Here is a 19087-nt window from a genome sequence, read left to right as displayed (position 1 = left end):
CCCATTGGCGTCTACAGAGGCCGCCTCAATGAATAAGAAAACGCTGTTCGCCTACCTCGGCACGTTGCTCGCCTTCCTGATCCTGGACGGCCTCTGGCTCGGCGTCATCATGGGGCCCACCTATAAGTCCCTGTTGGGTCCACTGATGCTGGATCAACCTCGGCTGTTGCCGGCAACGCTGTTCTATCTCCTTTATGTGCTCGGTTGCGTCGTGTTCGTGGTCTTGCCCAGCGCAAGCTGGCAACGCGCCGGCCGCCTGGGCGCCTTGCTCGGCCTGGTCGCCTACGGCACCTATGACCTGAGCAACTGGGCCACGCTGCAAGGTTGGTCCGCTCGATTGGCGATCATGGACATGGCCTGGGGGACGTTCCTGACCGCCGCATGCTGTACGGTGGGCTACCTGTGTGCACAACGAGTGCAACGCTGATTGTGTACAGGATATCTGTGCACCGTTGCTGAGCGTGGCGCCGCCCTATAGCCCGTTATCAGTCCCTTTGGAGCACCGTGCCAGAGGGATTGCGTTCAATTGGCACGCATTCTGCTGACTATCTCGTATACAAACCATGCCGCCTCCCGTATGCACCCTGTGACGGAAGCGCAGGCCGGTATTTCGAGGAGCCCAGCGATGACCGAACAATTGCCCAAAGGCTACAGCCCGCGCCTGTACAACCAGGACTTGGGCCCGCTGCCGCAAAAGTGGAACTGGTACAACATCTTCGCCTTCTGGATGAGCGACGTGCACAGCGTCGGCGGCTACGTGTTCGCCGCCAGCTTGTTCGCCCTGGGGCTGGCCAGCTGGCAGGTGTTGATCGCCTTGCTCGTGGGGATCTGCATTGTGCAGTTGATCGCCAACCTGGTGGCCAAGCCAAGCCTGCAGGCTGCGGTGCCTTATCCGGTGATCTGCCGGCTGGCGTTTGGTGTGTTTGGCGCGAATATTCCGGCGGTGATTCGCGGCCTGATCGCCGTGGCCTGGTACGGGATTCAGACGTACCTGGCGTCGAGTGCCTTGATCATCGTGGTGCTGCGTTTCTTCCCACAGATGGCGGTGTATGCAGAGCCGCATTTTGCAGGCCTGTCCTACCTTGGCTGGTTTGGTTTCCTCAGCCTGTGGGTGTTGCAAGCGGCGGTGTTCTGGGCGGGCATGGAGTCCATCCGCCGTTTTATCGATTGGGCAGGGCCGGTGGTGTACGCGGTGATGTTTGCCCTGGCCGGTTGGATCGTGTGGAAGGCCGGTTGGTCGAACATCAGTTTTACCCTGGCGGAAAAATCCCTGTCGGGCTGGCAGGCGTTTGGCCAGGTCGTTGTGGCGACGGCGCTGGTGGTGTCGTACTTCTCCGGGCCAACATTGAACTTCGGTGACTTCAGCCGTTACTGCCGCAGCATGCAGGACGTACGACGCGGCAACTTCTGGGGGCTGCCGGTGAATTTCCTGGCGTTTTCCCTGGTGACCGTGGTGATTGTCTCGGGCACCTTGCCGGTGTTTGGTGAAATGCTGCATGACCCGATCGCCACCGTGTCGCGCATCGACAACAGCATGGCCGTATTGCTCGGGGCCTTTGCCTTCGTCACCGCGACCATCGGCATCAATATCGTCGCAAACTTCGTGTCCCCGGCGTTTGACTTCGCCAACGTCGCACCGAGCAAGATCAGCTGGCGCGCCGGCGGGATGATCGCTGCCGTGGCGTCGATCTTCATCACCCCGTGGAACCTGTTCAATAACCCGCTGATGATCCACTACACCCTGGACATCCTCGCGGCGTTTATCGGGCCGCTGTTCGGGATCCTGCTGGTGGATTTCTATTTGATCAAAAAACAGCAGATCGACGTGGATGCACTGTTCGATGACAGCCCCAGCGGGCGCTACTACTTCGACGGTGGCGTGAACTGGACGGCGGTCAAGGCATTGGTGCCCGCGACGCTGGTGGGCGTCGCGATCACCTTCACCCCGGCCTTGCAGGGCATGGCCAATTTTGCCTGGTTTACCGGGTGCTTCCTGGGTGGGCTGTTTTTCCTGGTATTGGCGCGGCGTGAACAGGTGCGTGTGCCTGCGCCGCTGGTTGTCGGCTGATCAACACCGAGCCCGCCACCAACAAGCCTGCCCCGGCGACCACCAACGCCGGTTGCAGGCCACCGCTCAGGTGGCTGCTGACCGACGCCAGCAACGGCCCGCTCAATTGGCCGATGGCAAAGCTGGCGGTCAACAGCCCGGTGCTGCGCTGGTAGCCATGGGGCGCGACGTCCCGCAACCGGGCCATCACCAACTGCATGCAGGCCAGGAACGGCCCGCCACACAGCAAGACCCCCAGTGCCAGGCCCCAGCCATTGCCCAGCAAGCAGGCAAACACCCCGGCCGCTTGCAGCCATAGCGTGGTCATCAGCCAGCGGCGTGTGGTGTTCGGGTCCTTGCGGCGCAGGGTCGCCACCACCACACCGATCGCGGCGGCCAGGCCGAAGCACGGCCAGAACAGGTCGGCCTGCCAGGCGCCCTTGAACTGCGCGTTGGCCATCTGTGACAGGAACGTCGCCGGGATGATGTAGCCCAGGCCGAACAGTACGTAGATCCAGCACAAATGCGCGATGCTGCCATTAATGCCTGCGTCGGAGTGGCCGCTAAGGGGGGCGGCGGCAGACGGCTTGGGCAGGAACGGCAGAATCGCCAGCAACATCACCAGCGCCACTGCGCCATACACCAGCCACAACGTTGCGGAGCTTTGCCCCAGCAGATTGGAGCCCAGCGCCAGCAAGCCCGTCAGCAAAATCCCCAGTCCCGGACCGGCAAACACCAAGGCACCCAGGCGCGGACGTCCGGCGGCAATCGCCAGTGGCTGGCTCAGGCTGGTGATCATCACCAATGCCCAGGCACTGGCGACGCCGGTGCCAAAGCGCAGCAACAGGTGTGGCCAAAAGCCATGGGCCCAGTACGACGCCAGGGTCAGCAGCACGCACAGCCATAACCCGCCATACAACCGGCCACGGACGTGGTGATGGCTGCGCGCGAAGATCGAATCTACCGCGCCGACGAAGTAGCCCAGGTAATTGGCGGCGGCGATCAGGCCCGCACCGGTCAAGTCGATCTGCCCCTCGCTGAGCAGGTGCGGCATTTGCGGGGTGAGGGCGAAGCGGCCAATCCCCATCGCCATCATCAAGGCGACAAAGCTGGCAGTTAAGCGAATCAAGGGAGACATGGTCACATTTCCTGCGGCTAAGCGAATACCTTCAGGCTAAGGTGGATTGACTTTCTGTAGAATTGAATAATAGTGAGCAACTTGTTCAGTTTTGGAGAAAGTCATGGAGTTCAGTCAATTGCGCATTTTCCAGGCCGTGGCGGAAGAGGGCTCCATTACCCGTGCGGCTGATCGCTTGCACCGGGTGCCGTCGAACCTGTCGACGCGCCTCAAGCAAATGGAGGAGCAGCTCGGTGTAGAGCTGTTCGTGCGTGAACGCCAGCGCTTGCAGCTTTCTCCTGCGGGCAAGGTTCTGCTGGACTACAGCACCCGTCTACTGGCCCTGCATGATGAAGCCCATGGTGCCGTGCAAGGTGGGCAACCGGCTGGCGATTTCGTATTGGGCAGCATGTACAGCACGGCCGCGGTGCATTTGCCGAAGCTGTTGGCGGGCTATCACAAGGCTTATCCGATGGTGAACCTTCAGGTGCAATCGGCGCCCAGCGGGGAGTTGCTCGAAGGGTTGATCACCGGTCGCCTGGATGCGGCCTTTGTGGACGGCCCCATCACCATCGCCTCCCTGGACGGCATCGCCCTGTGCGAAGAACGTCTGGTGCTGATTTGCGAAGCCGATCATCCCCCCGTGCGTGGGCCTCAGGATGTAGCGGGGCGCTCGGTGTTCACCTTCCGTCGCAGTTGCGCCTACCGCACCCGCCTGGAGACCTGGTTCTCCCATGAGCGCGTGGCCATGGGCCGGGCGATTGAGATCGAGTCCTACCAAGGAATGCTCGCCTGTGTGATCGCCGGGTCGGGCGTGGCGCTAATGTCCGAATCGATGCTCGACAGCCTGCCTGGCAAGGACAGCGTGTCCGTTCATCCGCTGACAGGGCCTTTTGCCACTGCGACCACCTGGCTGATGTGGCGAAAGGGTATGCTCGGCGCTAACCTCAACGCATGGATCGACCTGCAGCAAGCTGGCAAGGCTGCGGTGGTGCAAGACACGCGCGCCATTGCTTGAGCGATCCGTCAGGATTTTGATGAATTCAGTAATAGTTCGTTGTGTTTTCGTTCAAGCAATACGTAGGACTTAGGGCTACTATCACTGTAGGAAAGGGCGACAGAACTTGCGCCTACCCGCATTACCCTCAAAGGGGGCAACCATGAAAGAGAAAATTCAAAACTGGCTCCATGACCTGGGTGTTGCACTGGGCTTGATCGAGCCTCCGCTGCAGCCGGTGCCGATTCGCACAGATGACGAGCAGCGTCGTCCACGTCGGCGATAAAACGCGACCTGTAAATCGCCTCAGAATCCATGTGGGAGCGGGCTTGCTCGCGAAGGCGGTGTGTCAGTCAACATTTTATGTACTGACACACCGCCTTCGCGAGCAAGCCCGCTCCCACAGTCGTTTTGTACCAGGCCAAAGAAATGTGCGACAGCTAACGTCGCCCCGTTTTAGGGTGAGCATCCGCCTCTCTTCAAGCGTTTTGACTAATGGTCAGAATCGGACTACCTGTCAGTCGGAATCAGCTGGCTTATCTAATTCTAGAAATACCCATAGCTTGAAATTCAAGCGCCTCTTCATAGCGCCCCAACGTTGTTGAGTGCCTCTTTTCGAGGTGTCAGTCAGAGTTGTTGGAGACAAAGCTATGTTGCTCTCTTCAGTTCCTCCGGTCGCCGCGTCACTCATCACCACAACCGATTGTGTTTTACAGGCTGCGCCTGTGTCGAAAAGCTGGAGGGCCGACGCGCCCAGAAACGTCGTGTTTCTTTCGCCGGCATTGACCAGGCAGGCGCTGCTGATACAGATCGCGCTCCTGCGTCCAACAACCATCATTGTTGGAGACCAACCCATCGATGCAGATGTCCTGGAGCAATGGCGTACCTCCCACCCCTTTGGAAACCTCTGTTTGATCCGCAGGGGTACGAGTTTGGACAAGATACGACAGGACCTGTGTGAATCCCACGCCATTCAAGTACTCAACACCCCAGGGGTGAATGCGCCGCATGTGGCCGCCTATATCCTGCGTTGGCTGAGACTGGCTGATGGTTCCATTCCCCGTGACGTGCGTGTACTGGGATACGGCAATGTGGGGAAAGAACTGGTCAACCTGTTGCTTGATCGAGATCCCGATGTTCGGATCAGAGTGCTGGTCCGGCCAGGTCGAGCGTCGGATACTCTCGGTAATGCCGCCTCCGACAGTCGAGTGTCATTTGTCGTGGACTGGTTCGAGGCCTTGGAGGGCGCCGCCGCTGTCGCTGTATGCGTATCCCTCAATGACGAGTCCGTTCATCGCCTCGATCGGGTCCTCATTCAGTGCCTGCACCGACAAGCCCGCCTGATCTGTGTCGCCAAGCCGGACGTCTTCAGCGACGGTGCGTTGCACGCCCTGGCCGAGGCTGAACATATCCAGCTGGTATTGGACTATGGGCCTGCGACACTGGATGAGTTCCGACAACGCACACAGAGGCTCGGCTGTGAGGTCTCCACTTGGTACCGGCCTGCGACGCTCACTACCCAGGCGTCAACCACCGAGGCCTGCCACCGCGACCTTGACTATGCCGTTTCAATACAGCTGAGTTTGATGGCCTTGCGCGGTCTGGTGAGGCGTAAACTTGCACAGTCATTGACGCTCCCTTCTCTGCCCGCAGCGGCCAGTGCGCCGCGTGTTTCAATCATCGGCAGAGGCATTAATGGCCTGTTCCAGGCCGTGATGCTCCGGTTGGCGAATTATCAGGTCACGGTGTATGGGGGAAATCAGAAGAGCGATGGCGCCAGTCATAAGCCTGTAAACATGCGCCATATGTCGGCAACGGAGACGACTGCAAAGCCACTGCATAACGACTATCTACTTCCCGCCAATCAATATTTGGCTGTTGAGTGCAACCGTGCAGGTATCGAGCTGTTTGAAAAGTTTCTGGCTGACAACCCAACGCTGGCACCATTCGCGCGGGCTCGGGTAGTACGCGCTTATATGGACGACGCCAGCGGGGTAGAGACTGCGATACGCGAGCAACGCGATATAGAAAACAGACCTTGGCCGAGTGGCAAGCCAGGAGGTGAGCTCACAGAAATCAGTCAGCAGACGTTCTTGGAGACTTTTGGCGTTCCCGGGGTCGGTCGCGCTATTGAGGTGTCGGGCTACGATTTGGATTTTATCGATTTAAAGCATGAAATAGAGGTGCTGTTGCTGAACTCTGGAGTTCAGTTCATGCCCGGGCACCTGACTCCGATGCAAATTGGTGAGCTAAGCAGAGAACACTTCGTTGTTACTGCTATGGGGGTCGAGGAGTCAGAGATAATCGCCATCACTGGTTGGTTTTTCAAGCTGCGCGCAGTGGGTCATGAAGGCGCCGGGATACGCGGGCTCAAACTGCAGTACGATTTACCAATCGGGGTTATGAATTGCCGATTGGACGGAGACTGCATTCTTGTTTCCGGCGGGCAGGTTCCTCCTGATTCGGCGCCAGAACGCAAAGAGCAGATATTGGGGGCATGCTTGGCGGCTGTTTCTCGGCACTTTCCACAGTCCTACCGAAGGGCAATCGAACGTGGTGATTTACAAGTTATCGAATGTGCCAGGCCCGGCACCTCGGATGGGCTTTCGATAGTGCATTGGTCGGCCCACCACCACATCGCAGCCGGAGGAACCTACGCCGCCGGCACAACGCAAGGACTGTTATGGGCCTCCCTGGTCCAGGAGATCATCCAGGCAAACCAGAACCTTGCGGTTGAATGAAAAAAACGGGCGCGACATCCGACGTCGCGCCCGCTGAAGAAACCCCTCTAAACCCCGCTGTCTCTCAAACCGCGCTGGCCGCCACGCCCTCTGGTCGACGCGACAACAAACTCACCACCACAAAGCTCACCAGCCCCACCGCCAGGCTGTAATAGATCGGCGTGTTCGCATCCAGCCCATCCTTGATCATGAATACCAGCGCGGTCACAAAGCCCAGCGTCATGGAAGTAATTGCCCCGGAGGTGGTGGCGCGCTTCCAGAAGATCGCGCCGATCAGCGGGATCAACATGCCGCCCACCAGCAGGTTATAGGCCAGGGTCAGGGCGCTGATCACATCGCTGACTACCAGTGCGATGCCCAGCACGGCAACACCGGTCAGCATCGTGAACAGGCGGTTGACGGCCAGGCTCGACTGTTTGCCGCCACGCAGGCGCGGCAGCAGGTCTTCGGTCAGTACGGTGGAGGCAGCGAGCAGGCCGGCGCTGGCGGTGGACATCATCGCCGCCAGTGCTGCGGCGATCACCAGGCCACGGATGCCATCTGGCAGCGAGGCTTTCACGATAGCGGCAAACGCATTGTTGACGTTGTCCAGGTCCGGGATCAGCACATGCGCGGCCATACCGATCAGCGCACAGGCCAGGCCGTAGAGGATGCAGTAGAAACCGGCGAAGGTGCCGGCGTACTGGGCGACCTTTTCATCACGGGCGGTGAACACCCGCTGCCAGATGTCCTGGCCGATCAGGATGCCGAAGAAGTAGATCATGAAGTAGGTGATGATCGTGTCCCAGCCGATGGCGGTGAAGCTGAAGCTCGACGCCGGCAGCTTCGCGACCAACTCATCCCAGCCGCCGACGCGGTACAGGCAGATCGGCAGCAGGATAAACATCAGGCCGACGGTCTTGATCACGAACTGCACGATGTCGGTCAGGGTCAGCGACCACATGCCGCCGATGGTCGAGTACACCACTACTACGCCACCGCCGAGCAGCACCGAGATCCAGAACGGCAAGCCGAACAACACCTGCAACACAGTGCCGATGGCCAGGATCGACGTCACGCCGATCATCAGTGCATAAGCCAGCATAATCACAGCGCTGGCCTGGCGGGCCATGGGGTTGTAGCGTTTTTCCAGGACCTGGGTCACGGTGAAGATCTTCAGCTTCAACAGCGGCTTGGCCAGGAACAGGTTCAGCGCAATGATGCCCATGCCCAGCGCGGCACACAGCCAGAAGCCGGAAATGCCATGCACATAACCCAGGCGCACGGTGCCGACGGTGGACGCACCGCCCAATACCGTGGCGGCCATGGTGCCCATGTACAGCGACGGGCCCAGGTTGCGCCCGGCCACCAGGTAGTCTTCGTGGGTCTTGGCGCGGCGCATGCCGTAGTAGCCGAGCACGAGCATGCCGGCGGCGTAGATGAGTACGACGAATAAATCCAAAGCCATGACGGCGGTTCTCCGATTATCTTTTTTATGGGCGATCAGGCGGCGGGTTGCAGCGCCGGTTTAACGCGCGCATCCGTGCGCTTGCTGCGAGGGTCGGCGGGCCCGTAGACGGCCGCCGGTTCCGGGAACACACGCAGCAAGGTCAGGTACACCACCGAGGCCAGTCCCAGCGTCACCGGCAGGCTGATATCGATGCCGTCGGCCAGGTTGCCCAGCGGCCCGACAAACTGCCCCGGCAGGTTGACAAAGCACAGACCCACCAGCGCACTCGGAATCCACGCCCCCAGCCCGCGCCAGTTCCAGCCATGGCTGAACCAGTAGCGACCGCCGGTTTCTCCACGGGTGAACACCTGCAAGTCATCCGGGCAGTAAAAGCCGCGACGCACGATCAGTCCGATGATCATCATCACCATCCACGGCGTGGTGCAGGTGATGATCAGCACGGCGAAGGTCGACACGCTCTGCACCAGGTTGGCGGCGAAACGTCCGATAAAGATGAAGGCAATCGACATCACCCCAATCAGCAAGGTGGCCTTGACCCGTGACAGCAGGCGCGGGAACACACTGGACATGTCCAACCCGGTGCCATACAGCGAGGTGGTGCCGGTGGACATTCCGCCGATCACCGCGATCAGGCACACCGGCAGGAAGAACCAGGTCGGTGCCACTGCAAGCAAACCGCCGACGTAGTTATTCGCCGCTATGTAGTCCGGTGCCTTGATCGCCACGATGGTCGCGGTGGCCAGGCCGAACAGGAACGGGATCAACGTCGCGATTTGTGCCAGGACCACCGCCAGCATGATGCGCATTTTCGGCGTTTCACGCGGGATGTAGCGCGACCAGTCGCCGAGGAACGCGCCGAAGGAAATCGGGTTGCTCATGGCGACCAGCGCGGCGCCGATGAAGGCGGCCCAGAAGCCGGTCTGCCCCAGCGCGACGGAGCCTGCGAAGTGGCTGTCGAAAGCCGGCGCGAAGGCGAAGATACCCAGCAGGAACAACAGGCTCGCCGCCCACACCGCAATGCGGTTGACCCACAGCATGAAGCGAAAGCCGTAGATGCACACCGTCAGCACCAGAATGGCGAACACCCCGTAGGCCAGCCCCAGGGTCAGGTTGGTTTCCGGCAGGCCGATCAGACGTTTCGCACCGCCCACCAGCGCATCACCCGAACTCCACACCGACAGTGAGAAGAAGGCAATCGCCGTCAGCAGCGACAGAAACGAGCCGACGATCCGCCCGTGCACACCAAAGTGCGCACCGGAAGACACGGCGTTGTTGGTGCCATTGATCGGCCCGAACAGGCCCATGGGCGCCAGGATCAGTGCACCCACCAGCACGCCCAGCACAATCGCCCAGACGCCGGCCTGGAATGACAGGCCAAACAGCACGGGGAAGGAGCCCAGCACGGCGGTGGCAAAGGTATTGGCACCGCCGAAGATCAGTCGGAACAGATCCTTGGGGCCGGCGGTACGTTCGTGATCCGGGATCTGCTCGACCCCGTTGGTTTCTATTTTTCGAATACTTTTATCGTTGTTTTTATTATTCATGATCAGCTCCGATCACATTGGCTAAGGGTGCGGCAGCCCTTCCGGCATAGCGGACAAATGTTCGTGACAGGCCAGCCACAGGCCTTGTTTTTGTTGTGCGCCAGATCCTTGCCGTGTGAAGACAATGGTCTCGCGTTCCTGGCTTTTGAATTGCTCCCCGTTCATGCGCAGCTCGGTGGCCACGTCATGGATAAATATCGCCACGTCGCCCTGCAGGCTGACCACGGCGTTGCTCGAGGTGCACGACAGCACCTCGAACCCCTCGTCCCGACGCCAGCTGTCCCACAACGCCTGGTAGGCATCGCGGCTGAGCAGCGGCTGGGGGAGGGTGTAGAACACAAAGCTGGCATCGGCCGTGAACGCGCCGAAGTAGGCGGCGCGGTCATTGCGGGCGAAGGCCGCCACCAGCTCGGCAGCGGCTTGCAGCACCTCGTGCGTGCTCATCAGCGGTGCGCCACGCCCGGCAATACGCAGAGCATTTCGTACAGCAGGTTGGCGCCCAGCAACGAGGTGTTGCCAGTGGTGTCATAGGGCGGCGAAACTTCTACCAGATCACAACCAATCAGGTCGAGGCCCTGGCAGCCACGGATGATCTCGATGGCCTGGATGGTGGTCAGCCCGCCGATTTCCGGGGTGCCGGTGCCCGGTGCCCAGGCTGGGTCGATGCCGTCGATGTCGAAGCTCAGGTACACCGGGCCGCCGCCGACCTTTTCACGCACTTCGGCCATCAGCGGTGCGAGGGATTGGTGCCAGCATTCTTCGGCCTGGACCACGCGGAAACCCTGTTTGCGGCTCCAGTTGAAGTCTTCGGCGGTGTAGCCCTGGGCGCGCAGGCCGATCTGCACCACACGGTCGCAGTCCAGCAAGCCTTCTTCCACGGCGCGGCGGAAGGTGGTGCCGTGGGCGATTTTCTCGCCGAACATATGGTCGTTCACATCGGCGTGGGCATCGATATGCACCAGCCCGACCTTGCCGTGTTTCTTGTGGATCGCCCGCAGGATCGGCAGGGTGATGGTGTGGTCGCCACCCAGGGTCATCGGGATCACGTCGTGTTCGAGGATCTCGTCGTAGGCTTCTTCGATGATGCGCACGGCGTCGAGCAGGTTGAAGGTGTTGATCGCCACGTCGCCGATGTCCGCCACCGACAGCGAGTCGAACGGTGCGGCGCCGGTGGCCATGTTGTACGGGCGGATCATCACCGATTCAGCGCGGATTTCACGCGGCCCGAAGCGGGTGCCGGCGCGCAGCGAGGTGCCGATGTCCAGGGGCACGCCGATGAAGGCAGCGTCCAGGCCTTTGGCGGTTTGCAGGTGGGGAAGTCGCATCATGGTGGCGATGCCGGCAAAGCGCGGCATTTCGTTGCCGCCCAGTGGTTGGTGGAAAATCTTGTCCACGGGAGTGCCTCATCGTTGTTTTGTTTATTAGGGGTCGATTCTGCGAAATACAGGGAAACGAAAGAATCGGCAGGGGCAAATACTTAGTTCAGATTTTTCTAAACTAATGCCTGGGGTAAACTGCGTTTAAATGTGGGAAGGGGCTTGCCCCCGATGGCGGTGGGTCAGTCAATGTTGTGCCGACTGACACGCCCTCATCGGGGGCAAGCCCCCTCCCACAGGATTTTGTGTGTGCCTCTGGAGCCGCCCATGGCCAACGCCTTGCCCGACCTGAAACTCCTGCGCATCTTCGTCAGCGTCGTGCGTCACCAGGGGTTCGCCAATGCCCAGCACGAACTCAACCTGTCCACCTCGGCCATCAGCACCTACATGAGCCAGCTGGAGTCGGCGTTGGGCCTGGTGCTGTGCCATCGCGGCCGCGGCGGGTTCAGCCTCACCAGCAAGGGCGAGCTGTTCCATCAGGAAACCCTGCGCCTGCTCGGTGAGCTGGAAGGCTTCGAGCAATATGCTGCCGCGTTGAAGGGCGAGTTGCGCGGCACCCTCAAGCTCGGCGTGCTCGATTCCACCGTCAGCGACAAGGCGCTGCCGTTCGCCGAGGTGATCGGCGCCTACAGCCTGGAGCACCCGGCGGTGCATTTGCACTTATCGGTGATGAGCCCCTACGAGCTGCAACTGGGCGTGCAGGACAACCGCCTGGACCTGGCCATCGGCGCCTTCTCCAACCGCATGAGCGGGCTGATCTACATGCCGCTGTACCGCGAACAGCACTGGCTGTATTGCAGCACCCGGCATCCTTTATTCAATGAACGACGTATCCCGGAACAAGTGATTACCCAGCAACGCATGGTCGGACGCGGCTACTGGAGCCAGGCCGAACTGGCGCGCCATGGCTTCAAGCACAGCGCGGCGACAGTGGAAAGTATGGAGGCGCAACTGATCCTGGTGTTGTCCGGTGCCTATATCGGGTACTTGCCCGAACACTATGCCCAGGCCTGGGCCGACAAGGGCGATTTGCGTGTGTTGCTGCCGGCGACCTTCGGCTACCAGGCGCCGTTTTCGATGATCATGCGCCGTGGTCGCAGCCGTGAACCGCTGATCCAGACCTTTCGCGACCTCCTCAAAGCCCAGCTCAACCAGGCCTGAAAATCATGTCCAGACCCCAATGCTCCCGTTGTCTCAGGCCTGCCACCCACTGCCTGTGCCCGTTGATCCCCAGCCTGGAAAGCCGCACCCGCGTCTTGCTGTTGCAGCACCCGAGTGAGGTCAACCACGCGCTGAATACCGCAAGGCTGGCCGCGCTGGGTTTGAACAACGCGCAGTTGGTGGTGGGGGAGGTGTTCGACGATCTGGCGACATTGTTGAACCCACCCGGTTATCAGGCGCGGCTGTTGTTTCCGTCGGACGATGCGCAACCCTTGCAACGCTATGCGCCGGACGAACAGCCGATGTTGCTCGTGGTTCCCGACGGCACCTGGCGCAAGGCGCGCAAATTGCTGCACCTCAACCCTTTGCTGGCGGCGTTGCCGCGAGTGACCTTGATGGGCGACGCCGTATCACGCTATCGATTGCGCAAGGCGCCCGGGCCCGGTGCGTTGTCCACCGTCGAAGCGATTGCGCAGGCCCTGCAAGTATTGGAAGCGCCTGCCTCCTTCGAGCCATTGCTGCGCCCGTTCGACGCACTGATCGAGCGGCAGATTGCAGCGATGGGCGCAGCGGTCTTCGAGAAGAACCATGGCTGAATCAACGCGCTACATAGTTACCGGAGCCGTCGACAAGTAGTGGATAGGCTGATCATTTCAAGGAGTGTGAAATGATCGAGCCGTTAGCGACACACCAGCAGGCAGACCCGTTGGCCACGTTCATGACGGAGCAGCGAGCGAGGCTGCCCCTGGTCTCAGGCGACGAGTGGGCGACCCTGCAAACCGTGGACGCCTTGCGTGAGAAGTTCGCGGCCTTCCTCGGTGGGCTCGAAGAAGGTGAGCGGCGTGAGTATGTGCGCGCGCAGCGGGCCTTGATCGAGATTCAGACGACGGTGTCGCGAGATGTAAGTCAACTGGTGGCGCAGTTTGAACGCCAAGGCCTGGAGCGTTTGCGCAAAGGCCTCAAAGACCTGGTCGGCAAGGATATCGACCCGAAGGCCGAGCATATCACCACGGTGTATTCCTTGCGGTCTGGTCGTTATCGTCGCGCGCCTTCGGGGCCTCCCTCTCACGGACAACTTCACCTGACACTCTGGGTGGCCGCGTGCATGAATTACGACGGCCTGACCAGTTGGGAGCGCCCAGGCGAGCCCGGGGTGGCGAAATCCAGCAGGCTGAGTGTTGATATCAGCCCTGAGGATTTCATTGCGTTGGTGCGTAAACTCAACCTCGGCGGTCAACTCCGCACTCTGCTCGACGACAACCTGGGCAAGGATAAGCCGTTGGGTGTCGCGATTGCGAGCCTGGGGCGCCTGGAATTTGAGTTCGCCCTGATCGAGGCCCTGAGAGACTCGAAAACCACCCGGGTTGATCGGGAAAAATATCGGTATATCAAGCAAGCGTTGGAGCAAGAGGGACGCTGGGGGCACTGCGAAGAAATGCAACTGTTCATCCCCGATGGCAAAGATAAAGACGTCATCGGTTGGGTGCCTCAGTTTGTCGGGTATATCGGGCAGATCCTTAGCAGGCCACCCGGTGACAGCCTGGAGATTCCTCACTTGGTATTTGCCGTTATCGGTTGCAAAGGCGCTTTCAGTTACTTCCCCGGAAGGCCAGGCGGAGGCGATTTGCGTCATTACGACAGTCACCGGGAAGCCTGCCAGGAGTTCTATGTCGTGTTCAGCGCTTTCTACAGGCAGGGTAAGGTGGCGTGGCTTTACACGGTCATGGCATACCCTGACCAAGAGCGCTTGACGAGACTCAGGCGAGGTTACGCTCGTGAAGAAGGCCTTTATGAACATGCCAGAATACTACAGGACTTTGTCCATCGCACGTTCGAGTCTCGGTTGGAGGACAGGACCGGGTATGTCCGCAAGACTGTGACCGAAGCGCCCCCCGTCAGTCTGGGAGACCTCCACCTGACGCGTATCCGCACCAACCTGAAATGCCTGGCTAATGAGACTCCCGGGCTTCTGCAGACTATTACCGGTGTTGCTCGGGTGGTGTTGAGTGAGGTGCTGGAAATATTGCTGCTGCCGGTGCCTGGTGCGCTAAAAGGGCTGGCGCGCATACGGGTTGTTGCATTGTTTGCGGCACTCGGTGAAGGGCTGCTCAATGGTGTTTCCAGGATGTTGGAGGGGCACGCCGGCGAATTGGTCCTGGCCTTTGCCGACTTGGCCGACTTGCTTATCAGCGGGCGGCTGCACTCCCGACTGGCAATCAGTGTACGGCGGCGTCATCACGCGTTGTATAGACGCCTGTCGCAACTGCCTGAAGCCACCCGCGCCCAGGAAACCAAAGACCTGAGCGACTCCCAGTGGGTGGAGCGCATGCTGCTGCCCGCTCAGGCACCGGCGCGTGAAATACAGGCGCTGCTCGACACCAGCGGTACCTCACGGGCTGACCTTGAGCGTGTGTGGGCGGGTGAGAAACCGTCGGCTTCGCTGGTCGAGGCTACCGTACGGTTCAATGCCGACCGCCTGATTGACTGGATCGCCGATCCCGCCGGCGCAGGCGGGCCGGCGCCTGTCGATAGTTTTGCCGTGGCGGGCCCGCTGCTCGTGCAGTTGCCCGCATGGCCGGTGGACACCACGCTGCGTATCGTGAATGCGCAGGGCCTGGAGCTGCGGCGCTACAGCAAGGATGCCGACCATCCGACGACCGCGGTGGTCACGGTGACAGCGCTGGAAAACTATCAGTTTGGCTACGCAATCCCTCAGCGCATCACGATGGACCTGACCCAGGCGGTCATGCGGCTATTACCCAATCGTTTTGCCGACGAGCACGCGGTTCGTCGGCAACTGTCAGCCCAGGCCCAGGCGTCGCGGTTCGATCTGTTCGAAGCCCTGACCCGGTTTGCCGATATCCATCGGTCGGCCGCTATCCGCGCGTCGGTGTCCGTGCGCAAGTGGTTGCCCGACAGCGTTGGGCATGACTACCCGGTACCCGAGGTGATCGAGGTGCTGCGCGCTTTGCATCCCGACGTCAGCCTGCCGAGATTGTTGGAGGTGCTGGATCAGCATCCGCTGTCGGCTGATCAGCAAGCCCGTCTGCTTGAGGTCCGACAACAACCCGAGGGACTGTACGATGGGCTCAAGGCCGCCGCGCAGATGGCGCGCGCCGAGGCCCTCATTGACCGGATCTACCACCGCCGCAGGTTTGACCCGCAAACCCAGGCGTGGGTCCAGGCGTTCGCCCGCAGTGCCTTGGGCACTCTCGGCAAACGCCTGATTGTCGGCCCTCCAACCTATGTGCCCCTGGACCGTGACAGACATGCCGTGTTGGTCCTCGACCACGGCGAGGGAGAATTTTCGCCCTACGATCCGGATAGCCAGAGTGCCGGTGTGCAGCAGGGTGGCGCGGATGCGTTTTTCCGGGTGATGCTGAGCCAACTCTCCGAGCATGATCGCGCCAGGTTCGGCGCCGATATTCCGGCAGCCATCACCGGGTTTCGTCATCAGGTGGCGCAGGCCATGCTGCGCAATCGTGCACCGCAAGGCACGTTTTACCCCGTGCTGCGCGAGATCACCCAGTATGCGAGCCACGTCGACGCCACGCGTATGGCCTCCGAGCCTGATGCGATGGGTGTGTACCGTTTGGAGTCGGACCGCTATTTGTTTATCGACAGCCAATATTTCAAAGTGACCCAAGCGGATCAGACCCAACCCTGGCGTATCCGCCATCCTTCCCTGGACGACGCGTATGCGCCGGTATTGAGCCATAACGGTGCGGGCGCCTGGCGCCATGAATGGGAGAACCCGCTGACGTGGGATGGGCAGAAACCCTTTTACCGCCTAGGGCCCAGGTTTCGCGCATTGACCCCTGATGCCATCGACAAGGTTCAGCAGATCAGCGGCGTGACGCCGGACATGCTGCGCAAGGTGCATGTGCGCGGCGAACCGCCGCCGGTGCTGCTGGTGGAGACGTTCGAGCGGCTGAATATTTTTGAACGGGTCAAGCATGGGCTGGAGGCTGGGGCGGAATTTATCGTCCAGGTGCTCGATGAAATAACGCCCGACAACGCTGATGTGTTGGTAGGCCTGCCTGGAGCTGCCCGTGAAGACCAGGTCACGGCGTTGGAAGCCAAGGTGAATATGGACAAACTGCAGATGCATGCACGGTTTTTCGATGTGCTGCGTCGCAAGAACCAGCGTTCCGACGACCCTTTGGTACAGGTGATATTGCGCCAGTATCCCGGCTTGACACTGGGTATCGCGCAAGACTGGGTGCAACACGCCTCTGCATCGGAGTTGGAGCGCCTCAGGGCGGGGCGTGTACCGAACTCTCTGGCGCAAGAGGCGCGTTGGTGGATCCGTTGGTTACGGGTCTGTGGCGCCCTGGAAGGCGTCTACCTGTCCCCGTTGGCGAATGACGACAGTTCACGACTGATGCTCCATGAGCTGGCCGGTCTCGAGGGTTGGCCGACATCGCTGCGGGTTGAACTCTGGGACGCCCATCGCGTGATCGACAGTGTCGGTCCTGATGATGCGGACCTTCGGCGGGTCTTGAAACCAAGCGTCGGGCAGTACCTGGCTTACGTCCAACGGGCAGATGGCACCTTGCAGGCGGTGGGCGCGCGCGCGCCGTTCCTGGAGGCTTTGTTCGGCGCATTACCCCCGGCTGAGCGCCAGTCGTTGGGCTATACCCACGCCGGCGCATTGGAGGAATTGCGCGCCGACATGGGCGCCCGCCTGGGGCAGGATTGGTCGGGAATCCAAGCGACACTCAACATGCGGCAAATGCCATTGAGGCTTGGGCCATTCCGGCTGATCAATGGTCGCAAAGGCTATCCATTCAGTGGTGGAACTGAGTTTGGGCCGACAGAGCGTGATCAGATCTCACGCATGCGCGAGCTGTACCCCTCTAAAACGGATGCCGAGGTTTGGGCGATGCTGGCGGAGGCGGGTGACACGGTCAGAGAGCGCGAAGACTTGATCAACTATCAGGTCAGGGAGCGTGATCGGCTGTACAGGGATTTGCAGGCGTGGCGGGATCAGGCGTCGACAGTCCAGCCGGACAGCGTATCGGCCCGTTCGCGGGCCTTGGCGGCCGAGCGGATTCAGCGTTGCTGGGCCAAGGAAGGGTTCACTCCGGGAGTGGCCGAGGAACTCAACCTGGACGATTTGGATTTGGCAAGTTTACCCACCCTGGGCGCGTACTTTGGTCATGTGACGATGTTGAGCGTGAGAAACAACCGATTGACGGCGTTGCCGGAGCGCTTTCTGTTCAACTTTCCGGCCCTGCGCATTCTTTATCTGAATGGTAACCAACTCACTCATCTTCCCAATCTGGACGTCCACGCTCACCTGGCAGTGCTCAATTTGTCGAACAACCACTTGCGGTTCAACTACATAGACGAGGAACGGTTGGCTGAGCTTACCCGACTCAGAAGCCTCGATTTGTCGGGAAACCCGCTTGGGCAGGGCCGACGCTTGAATGTCTATAAGTTGAAGAGCCTGCGGGAGCTGAACCTGCGCAATTGCGAGTTGAAGCAATTGCCGCGCGGCGCCGTGAGCCTCCCTACCTTGGGCAGCCTTGACCTGCGTGACAATCAACTACAGGAATTGGCCGAGACGGACTTGTTCATTTATCCCGATGTCCATCGAGGGATGAACCTGAGAGGTAATCCGCTTTCCGCCGAGGCACGGCAGTTGTTACGCCGAGTGGGCGAGCGTCGGGGACCACCCGGTATTGATTTCGGACTATGGGAACCGACGGTTCCTCTTGATCAGCGTCCCGACCGCTGGTTGGCGCTGCTCCCTCCTGGAGAAGTACAAGCGCGCCAACTCGATTGGGCGTACTTGCAAAACCAGCCAATGGCGGATTATTTCTTTGAGTTGCTGGCAAGCATTGCCGAATACCCGCAGTTCATTGACCCTCACCACCGTGTAATGAGAGAGATCATTTCACACCGAGTCTGGGGGGTGATTGACGATGCGATGTCCCATGAGGGCATGGAGCGGATTGCTTACTTACCGTGTTATCGCACCCTTCGCGGAGGGATTGATGGTTGCCTGTTGTGCTTGCATCAACTTGAGTTGCAAATAGTTCCTTTACGGATACTCGATGCCGGCGTCCAAACGGCAGGGCCAAATCTGTTGCATTACTACCGGGCACGGCGTCGCCTTGAATACATAGATCAGTATCTTTCCAGGCACTTTGAGCCCCAGGGCATGGCATTCGCTTGCACGCGGGTCCTGAGTTATCGCATCGCCCTGGCATCGAGCCTGAATTTGCCGCAAGTACTTCCCCAGCGTTTTGAGGCGGCTGTGCCGGATGCCCATTCAGTCAATACCGTGCGCACGGCTGTACTGAATAATGAGACGGGAACGAACTGGCCTGAGTTGTTACAGAATGAGCCTTTCTGGGTGCATTTTATTCAGCATAAATATGCCGCAGATCTCGAATTCAAACTCCGCCGTTTCCAGAGGCTGTTGGAGGTTGCTGATCAACAACTGGCGAGCGGCTTGATCAGTGAAGGGCAGTACGTGAATCGTCTCAATGGCGTGCGGGACGCAAGGGCATCAGCCGAAAACAAGCGGATTCGGGAACTTACCCGCCAGGAGTGGACGGCGTTCGTGATCGGATGATTTTTCGTGCTTATATCCTAACGCAATAAGCACCACACTTTGCGTGATATGGCCCGCCGGCCTTTCCC

At 60.2% G+C, this 19087-nt stretch carries 13 protein-coding genes; 8 read left to right on the top strand and 5 right to left on the bottom strand.

Features of this window, described 5'->3' with window-relative positions:
* Window positions 1-28: 28 nt before the first annotated feature.
* Window positions 29-427 (top strand): DUF2177 family protein, encoded by a 399-nt coding sequence (locus K5K89_RS21330; protein WP_071491337.1) that lies wholly within the window; start codon window positions 29-31, stop codon window positions 425-427.
* A 198-nt stretch (window positions 428-625) separates the two neighbouring features.
* Window positions 626-2068 carry an NCS1 family nucleobase:cation symporter-1 gene (locus tag K5K89_RS21325; protein ID WP_222540214.1) on the top strand — a complete coding sequence of 481 codons (1443 nt, stop codon included), beginning with the start codon at window positions 626-628 and terminating at the stop codon, window positions 2066-2068.
* Here the strand turns inward: K5K89_RS21325 and K5K89_RS21320 are convergent.
* Window positions 1980-3185 carry an MFS transporter gene (locus tag K5K89_RS21320; RefSeq protein ID WP_222540213.1) on the bottom strand — a complete coding sequence of 402 codons (1206 nt, stop codon included), beginning with the start codon at window positions 3183-3185 and terminating at the stop codon, window positions 1980-1982. The two genes, K5K89_RS21325 and K5K89_RS21320, sit on opposite strands and share 89 nt — an antisense overlap.
* A gap of 103 nt (window positions 3186-3288) precedes the next feature.
* On the opposite strand from K5K89_RS21320, the gene ptrR reads away from it, so the two are divergent.
* From ptrR to K5K89_RS21310, 3 genes are all read left to right on the top strand, one after another.
* Window positions 3289-4182 carry a putrescine utilization regulator PtrR gene (gene ptrR, locus K5K89_RS21315; RefSeq protein WP_071491334.1) on the top strand — a complete coding sequence of 298 codons (894 nt, stop codon included), beginning with the start codon at window positions 3289-3291 and terminating at the stop codon, window positions 4180-4182.
* Between the two features lie 142 nt (window positions 4183-4324).
* Entirely contained in the window at window positions 4325-4447 is a 123-nt protein-coding gene (locus tag K5K89_RS28735; RefSeq protein ID WP_003193089.1) for a PA1414 family protein, read from the top strand.
* A 364-nt stretch (window positions 4448-4811) separates the two neighbouring features.
* On the top strand, window positions 4812-6902 hold the full coding sequence (locus K5K89_RS21310; protein ID WP_222540212.1) for an FAD-dependent oxidoreductase: 2091 nt from the start codon (window positions 4812-4814) through the stop codon (window positions 6900-6902).
* Between the two features lie 64 nt (window positions 6903-6966).
* On the opposite strand, the gene K5K89_RS21305 is transcribed toward K5K89_RS21310, so the two are convergent.
* The 4 genes from K5K89_RS21305 to speB are packed head-to-tail and all read right to left on the bottom strand — an operon-like array spanning window position 6967 to window position 11290.
* Entirely contained in the window at window positions 6967-8349 is a 1383-nt protein-coding gene (locus K5K89_RS21305; RefSeq protein WP_222540211.1) for a sodium:solute symporter, read from the bottom strand.
* A 35-nt stretch (window positions 8350-8384) separates the two neighbouring features.
* Window positions 8385-9896, bottom strand: a complete 1512-nt coding sequence (locus K5K89_RS21300; RefSeq protein WP_222540210.1) for a purine-cytosine permease family protein — start codon at window positions 9894-9896, stop codon at window positions 8385-8387.
* 21 nt (window positions 9897-9917) lie between these two features.
* The gene (locus tag K5K89_RS21295) at window positions 9918-10340 is read right to left on the bottom strand and encodes a YybH family protein (protein WP_222540209.1); all 423 of its coding nucleotides are present in this window, start codon (window positions 10338-10340) and stop codon (window positions 9918-9920) included.
* Window positions 10340-11290, bottom strand: coding sequence for an agmatinase (gene speB / locus K5K89_RS21290; protein WP_222540208.1), 951 nt, complete (start codon window positions 11288-11290; stop codon window positions 10340-10342). The genes K5K89_RS21295 and speB overlap by 1 nt, the downstream gene beginning before the upstream one ends.
* 249 nt (window positions 11291-11539) lie before the next feature.
* Between speB and K5K89_RS21285 the strand changes: the two genes are divergently transcribed.
* The 3 genes from K5K89_RS21285 to K5K89_RS21275 all read left to right on the top strand — a co-directional run bounded on the left by K5K89_RS21285 (window position 11540) and on the right by K5K89_RS21275 (window position 19019).
* Window positions 11540-12433 (top strand): LysR family transcriptional regulator, encoded by an 894-nt coding sequence (locus K5K89_RS21285; RefSeq protein ID WP_017134867.1) that lies wholly within the window; start codon window positions 11540-11542, stop codon window positions 12431-12433.
* Window positions 12434-12438: 5 nt separating this feature from the next.
* Window positions 12439-13029 (top strand): tRNA-uridine aminocarboxypropyltransferase, encoded by a 591-nt coding sequence (locus tag K5K89_RS21280; RefSeq protein WP_071491329.1) that lies wholly within the window; start codon window positions 12439-12441, stop codon window positions 13027-13029.
* Window positions 13030-13100: 71 nt separating this feature from the next.
* A complete protein-coding gene (locus tag K5K89_RS21275) occupies window positions 13101-19019 on the top strand; it encodes an NEL-type E3 ubiquitin ligase domain-containing protein (protein WP_222540207.1) in 5919 nt (1972 codons plus the stop codon).
* Window positions 19020-19087 lie beyond the last annotated feature (68 nt).

Source organism: Pseudomonas sp. DR208 (assembly GCF_019823005.1).
GTDB classification, from domain to species: Bacteria; Pseudomonadota; Gammaproteobacteria; order Pseudomonadales; family Pseudomonadaceae; genus Aquipseudomonas; species Aquipseudomonas extremorientalis.
The sequence above is the reverse complement of the archived record's forward strand: the minus strand, read 5'-3'. Positions and strand labels throughout refer to the sequence as shown.

What these genes read in the sequence shown, in the direction of transcription:
- K5K89_RS21330 (WP_071491337.1), top strand. Translation starts at nt 29, where the DNA reads ATGAATAAGAAAACGCTGTTCGCCTACCTCGGCACGTTGCTCGCCTTC.
- K5K89_RS21325 (WP_222540214.1), top strand. Translation starts at nt 626, where the DNA reads ATGACCGAACAATTGCCCAAAGGCTACAGCCCGCGCCTGTACAACCAG.
- K5K89_RS21320 (WP_222540213.1), bottom strand. Translation starts at nt 3,185, where the DNA reads ATGTCTCCCTTGATTCGCTTAACTGCCAGCTTTGTCGCCTTGATGATG.
- ptrR (WP_071491334.1), top strand. Translation starts at nt 3,289, where the DNA reads ATGGAGTTCAGTCAATTGCGCATTTTCCAGGCCGTGGCGGAAGAGGGC.
- K5K89_RS28735 (WP_003193089.1), top strand. Translation starts at nt 4,325, where the DNA reads ATGAAAGAGAAAATTCAAAACTGGCTCCATGACCTGGGTGTTGCACTG.
- K5K89_RS21310 (WP_222540212.1), top strand. Translation starts at nt 4,812, where the DNA reads ATGTTGCTCTCTTCAGTTCCTCCGGTCGCCGCGTCACTCATCACCACA.
- K5K89_RS21305 (WP_222540211.1), bottom strand. Translation starts at nt 8,349, where the DNA reads ATGGCTTTGGATTTATTCGTCGTACTCATCTACGCCGCCGGCATGCTC.
- K5K89_RS21300 (WP_222540210.1), bottom strand. Translation starts at nt 9,896, where the DNA reads ATGAATAATAAAAACAACGATAAAAGTATTCGAAAAATAGAAACCAAC.
- K5K89_RS21295 (WP_222540209.1), bottom strand. Translation starts at nt 10,340, where the DNA reads ATGAGCACGCACGAGGTGCTGCAAGCCGCTGCCGAGCTGGTGGCGGCC.
- K5K89_RS21285 (WP_017134867.1), top strand. Translation starts at nt 11,540, where the DNA reads ATGGCCAACGCCTTGCCCGACCTGAAACTCCTGCGCATCTTCGTCAGC.
- K5K89_RS21280 (WP_071491329.1), top strand. Translation starts at nt 12,439, where the DNA reads ATGTCCAGACCCCAATGCTCCCGTTGTCTCAGGCCTGCCACCCACTGC.
- K5K89_RS21275 (WP_222540207.1), top strand. Translation starts at nt 13,101, where the DNA reads ATGATCGAGCCGTTAGCGACACACCAGCAGGCAGACCCGTTGGCCACG.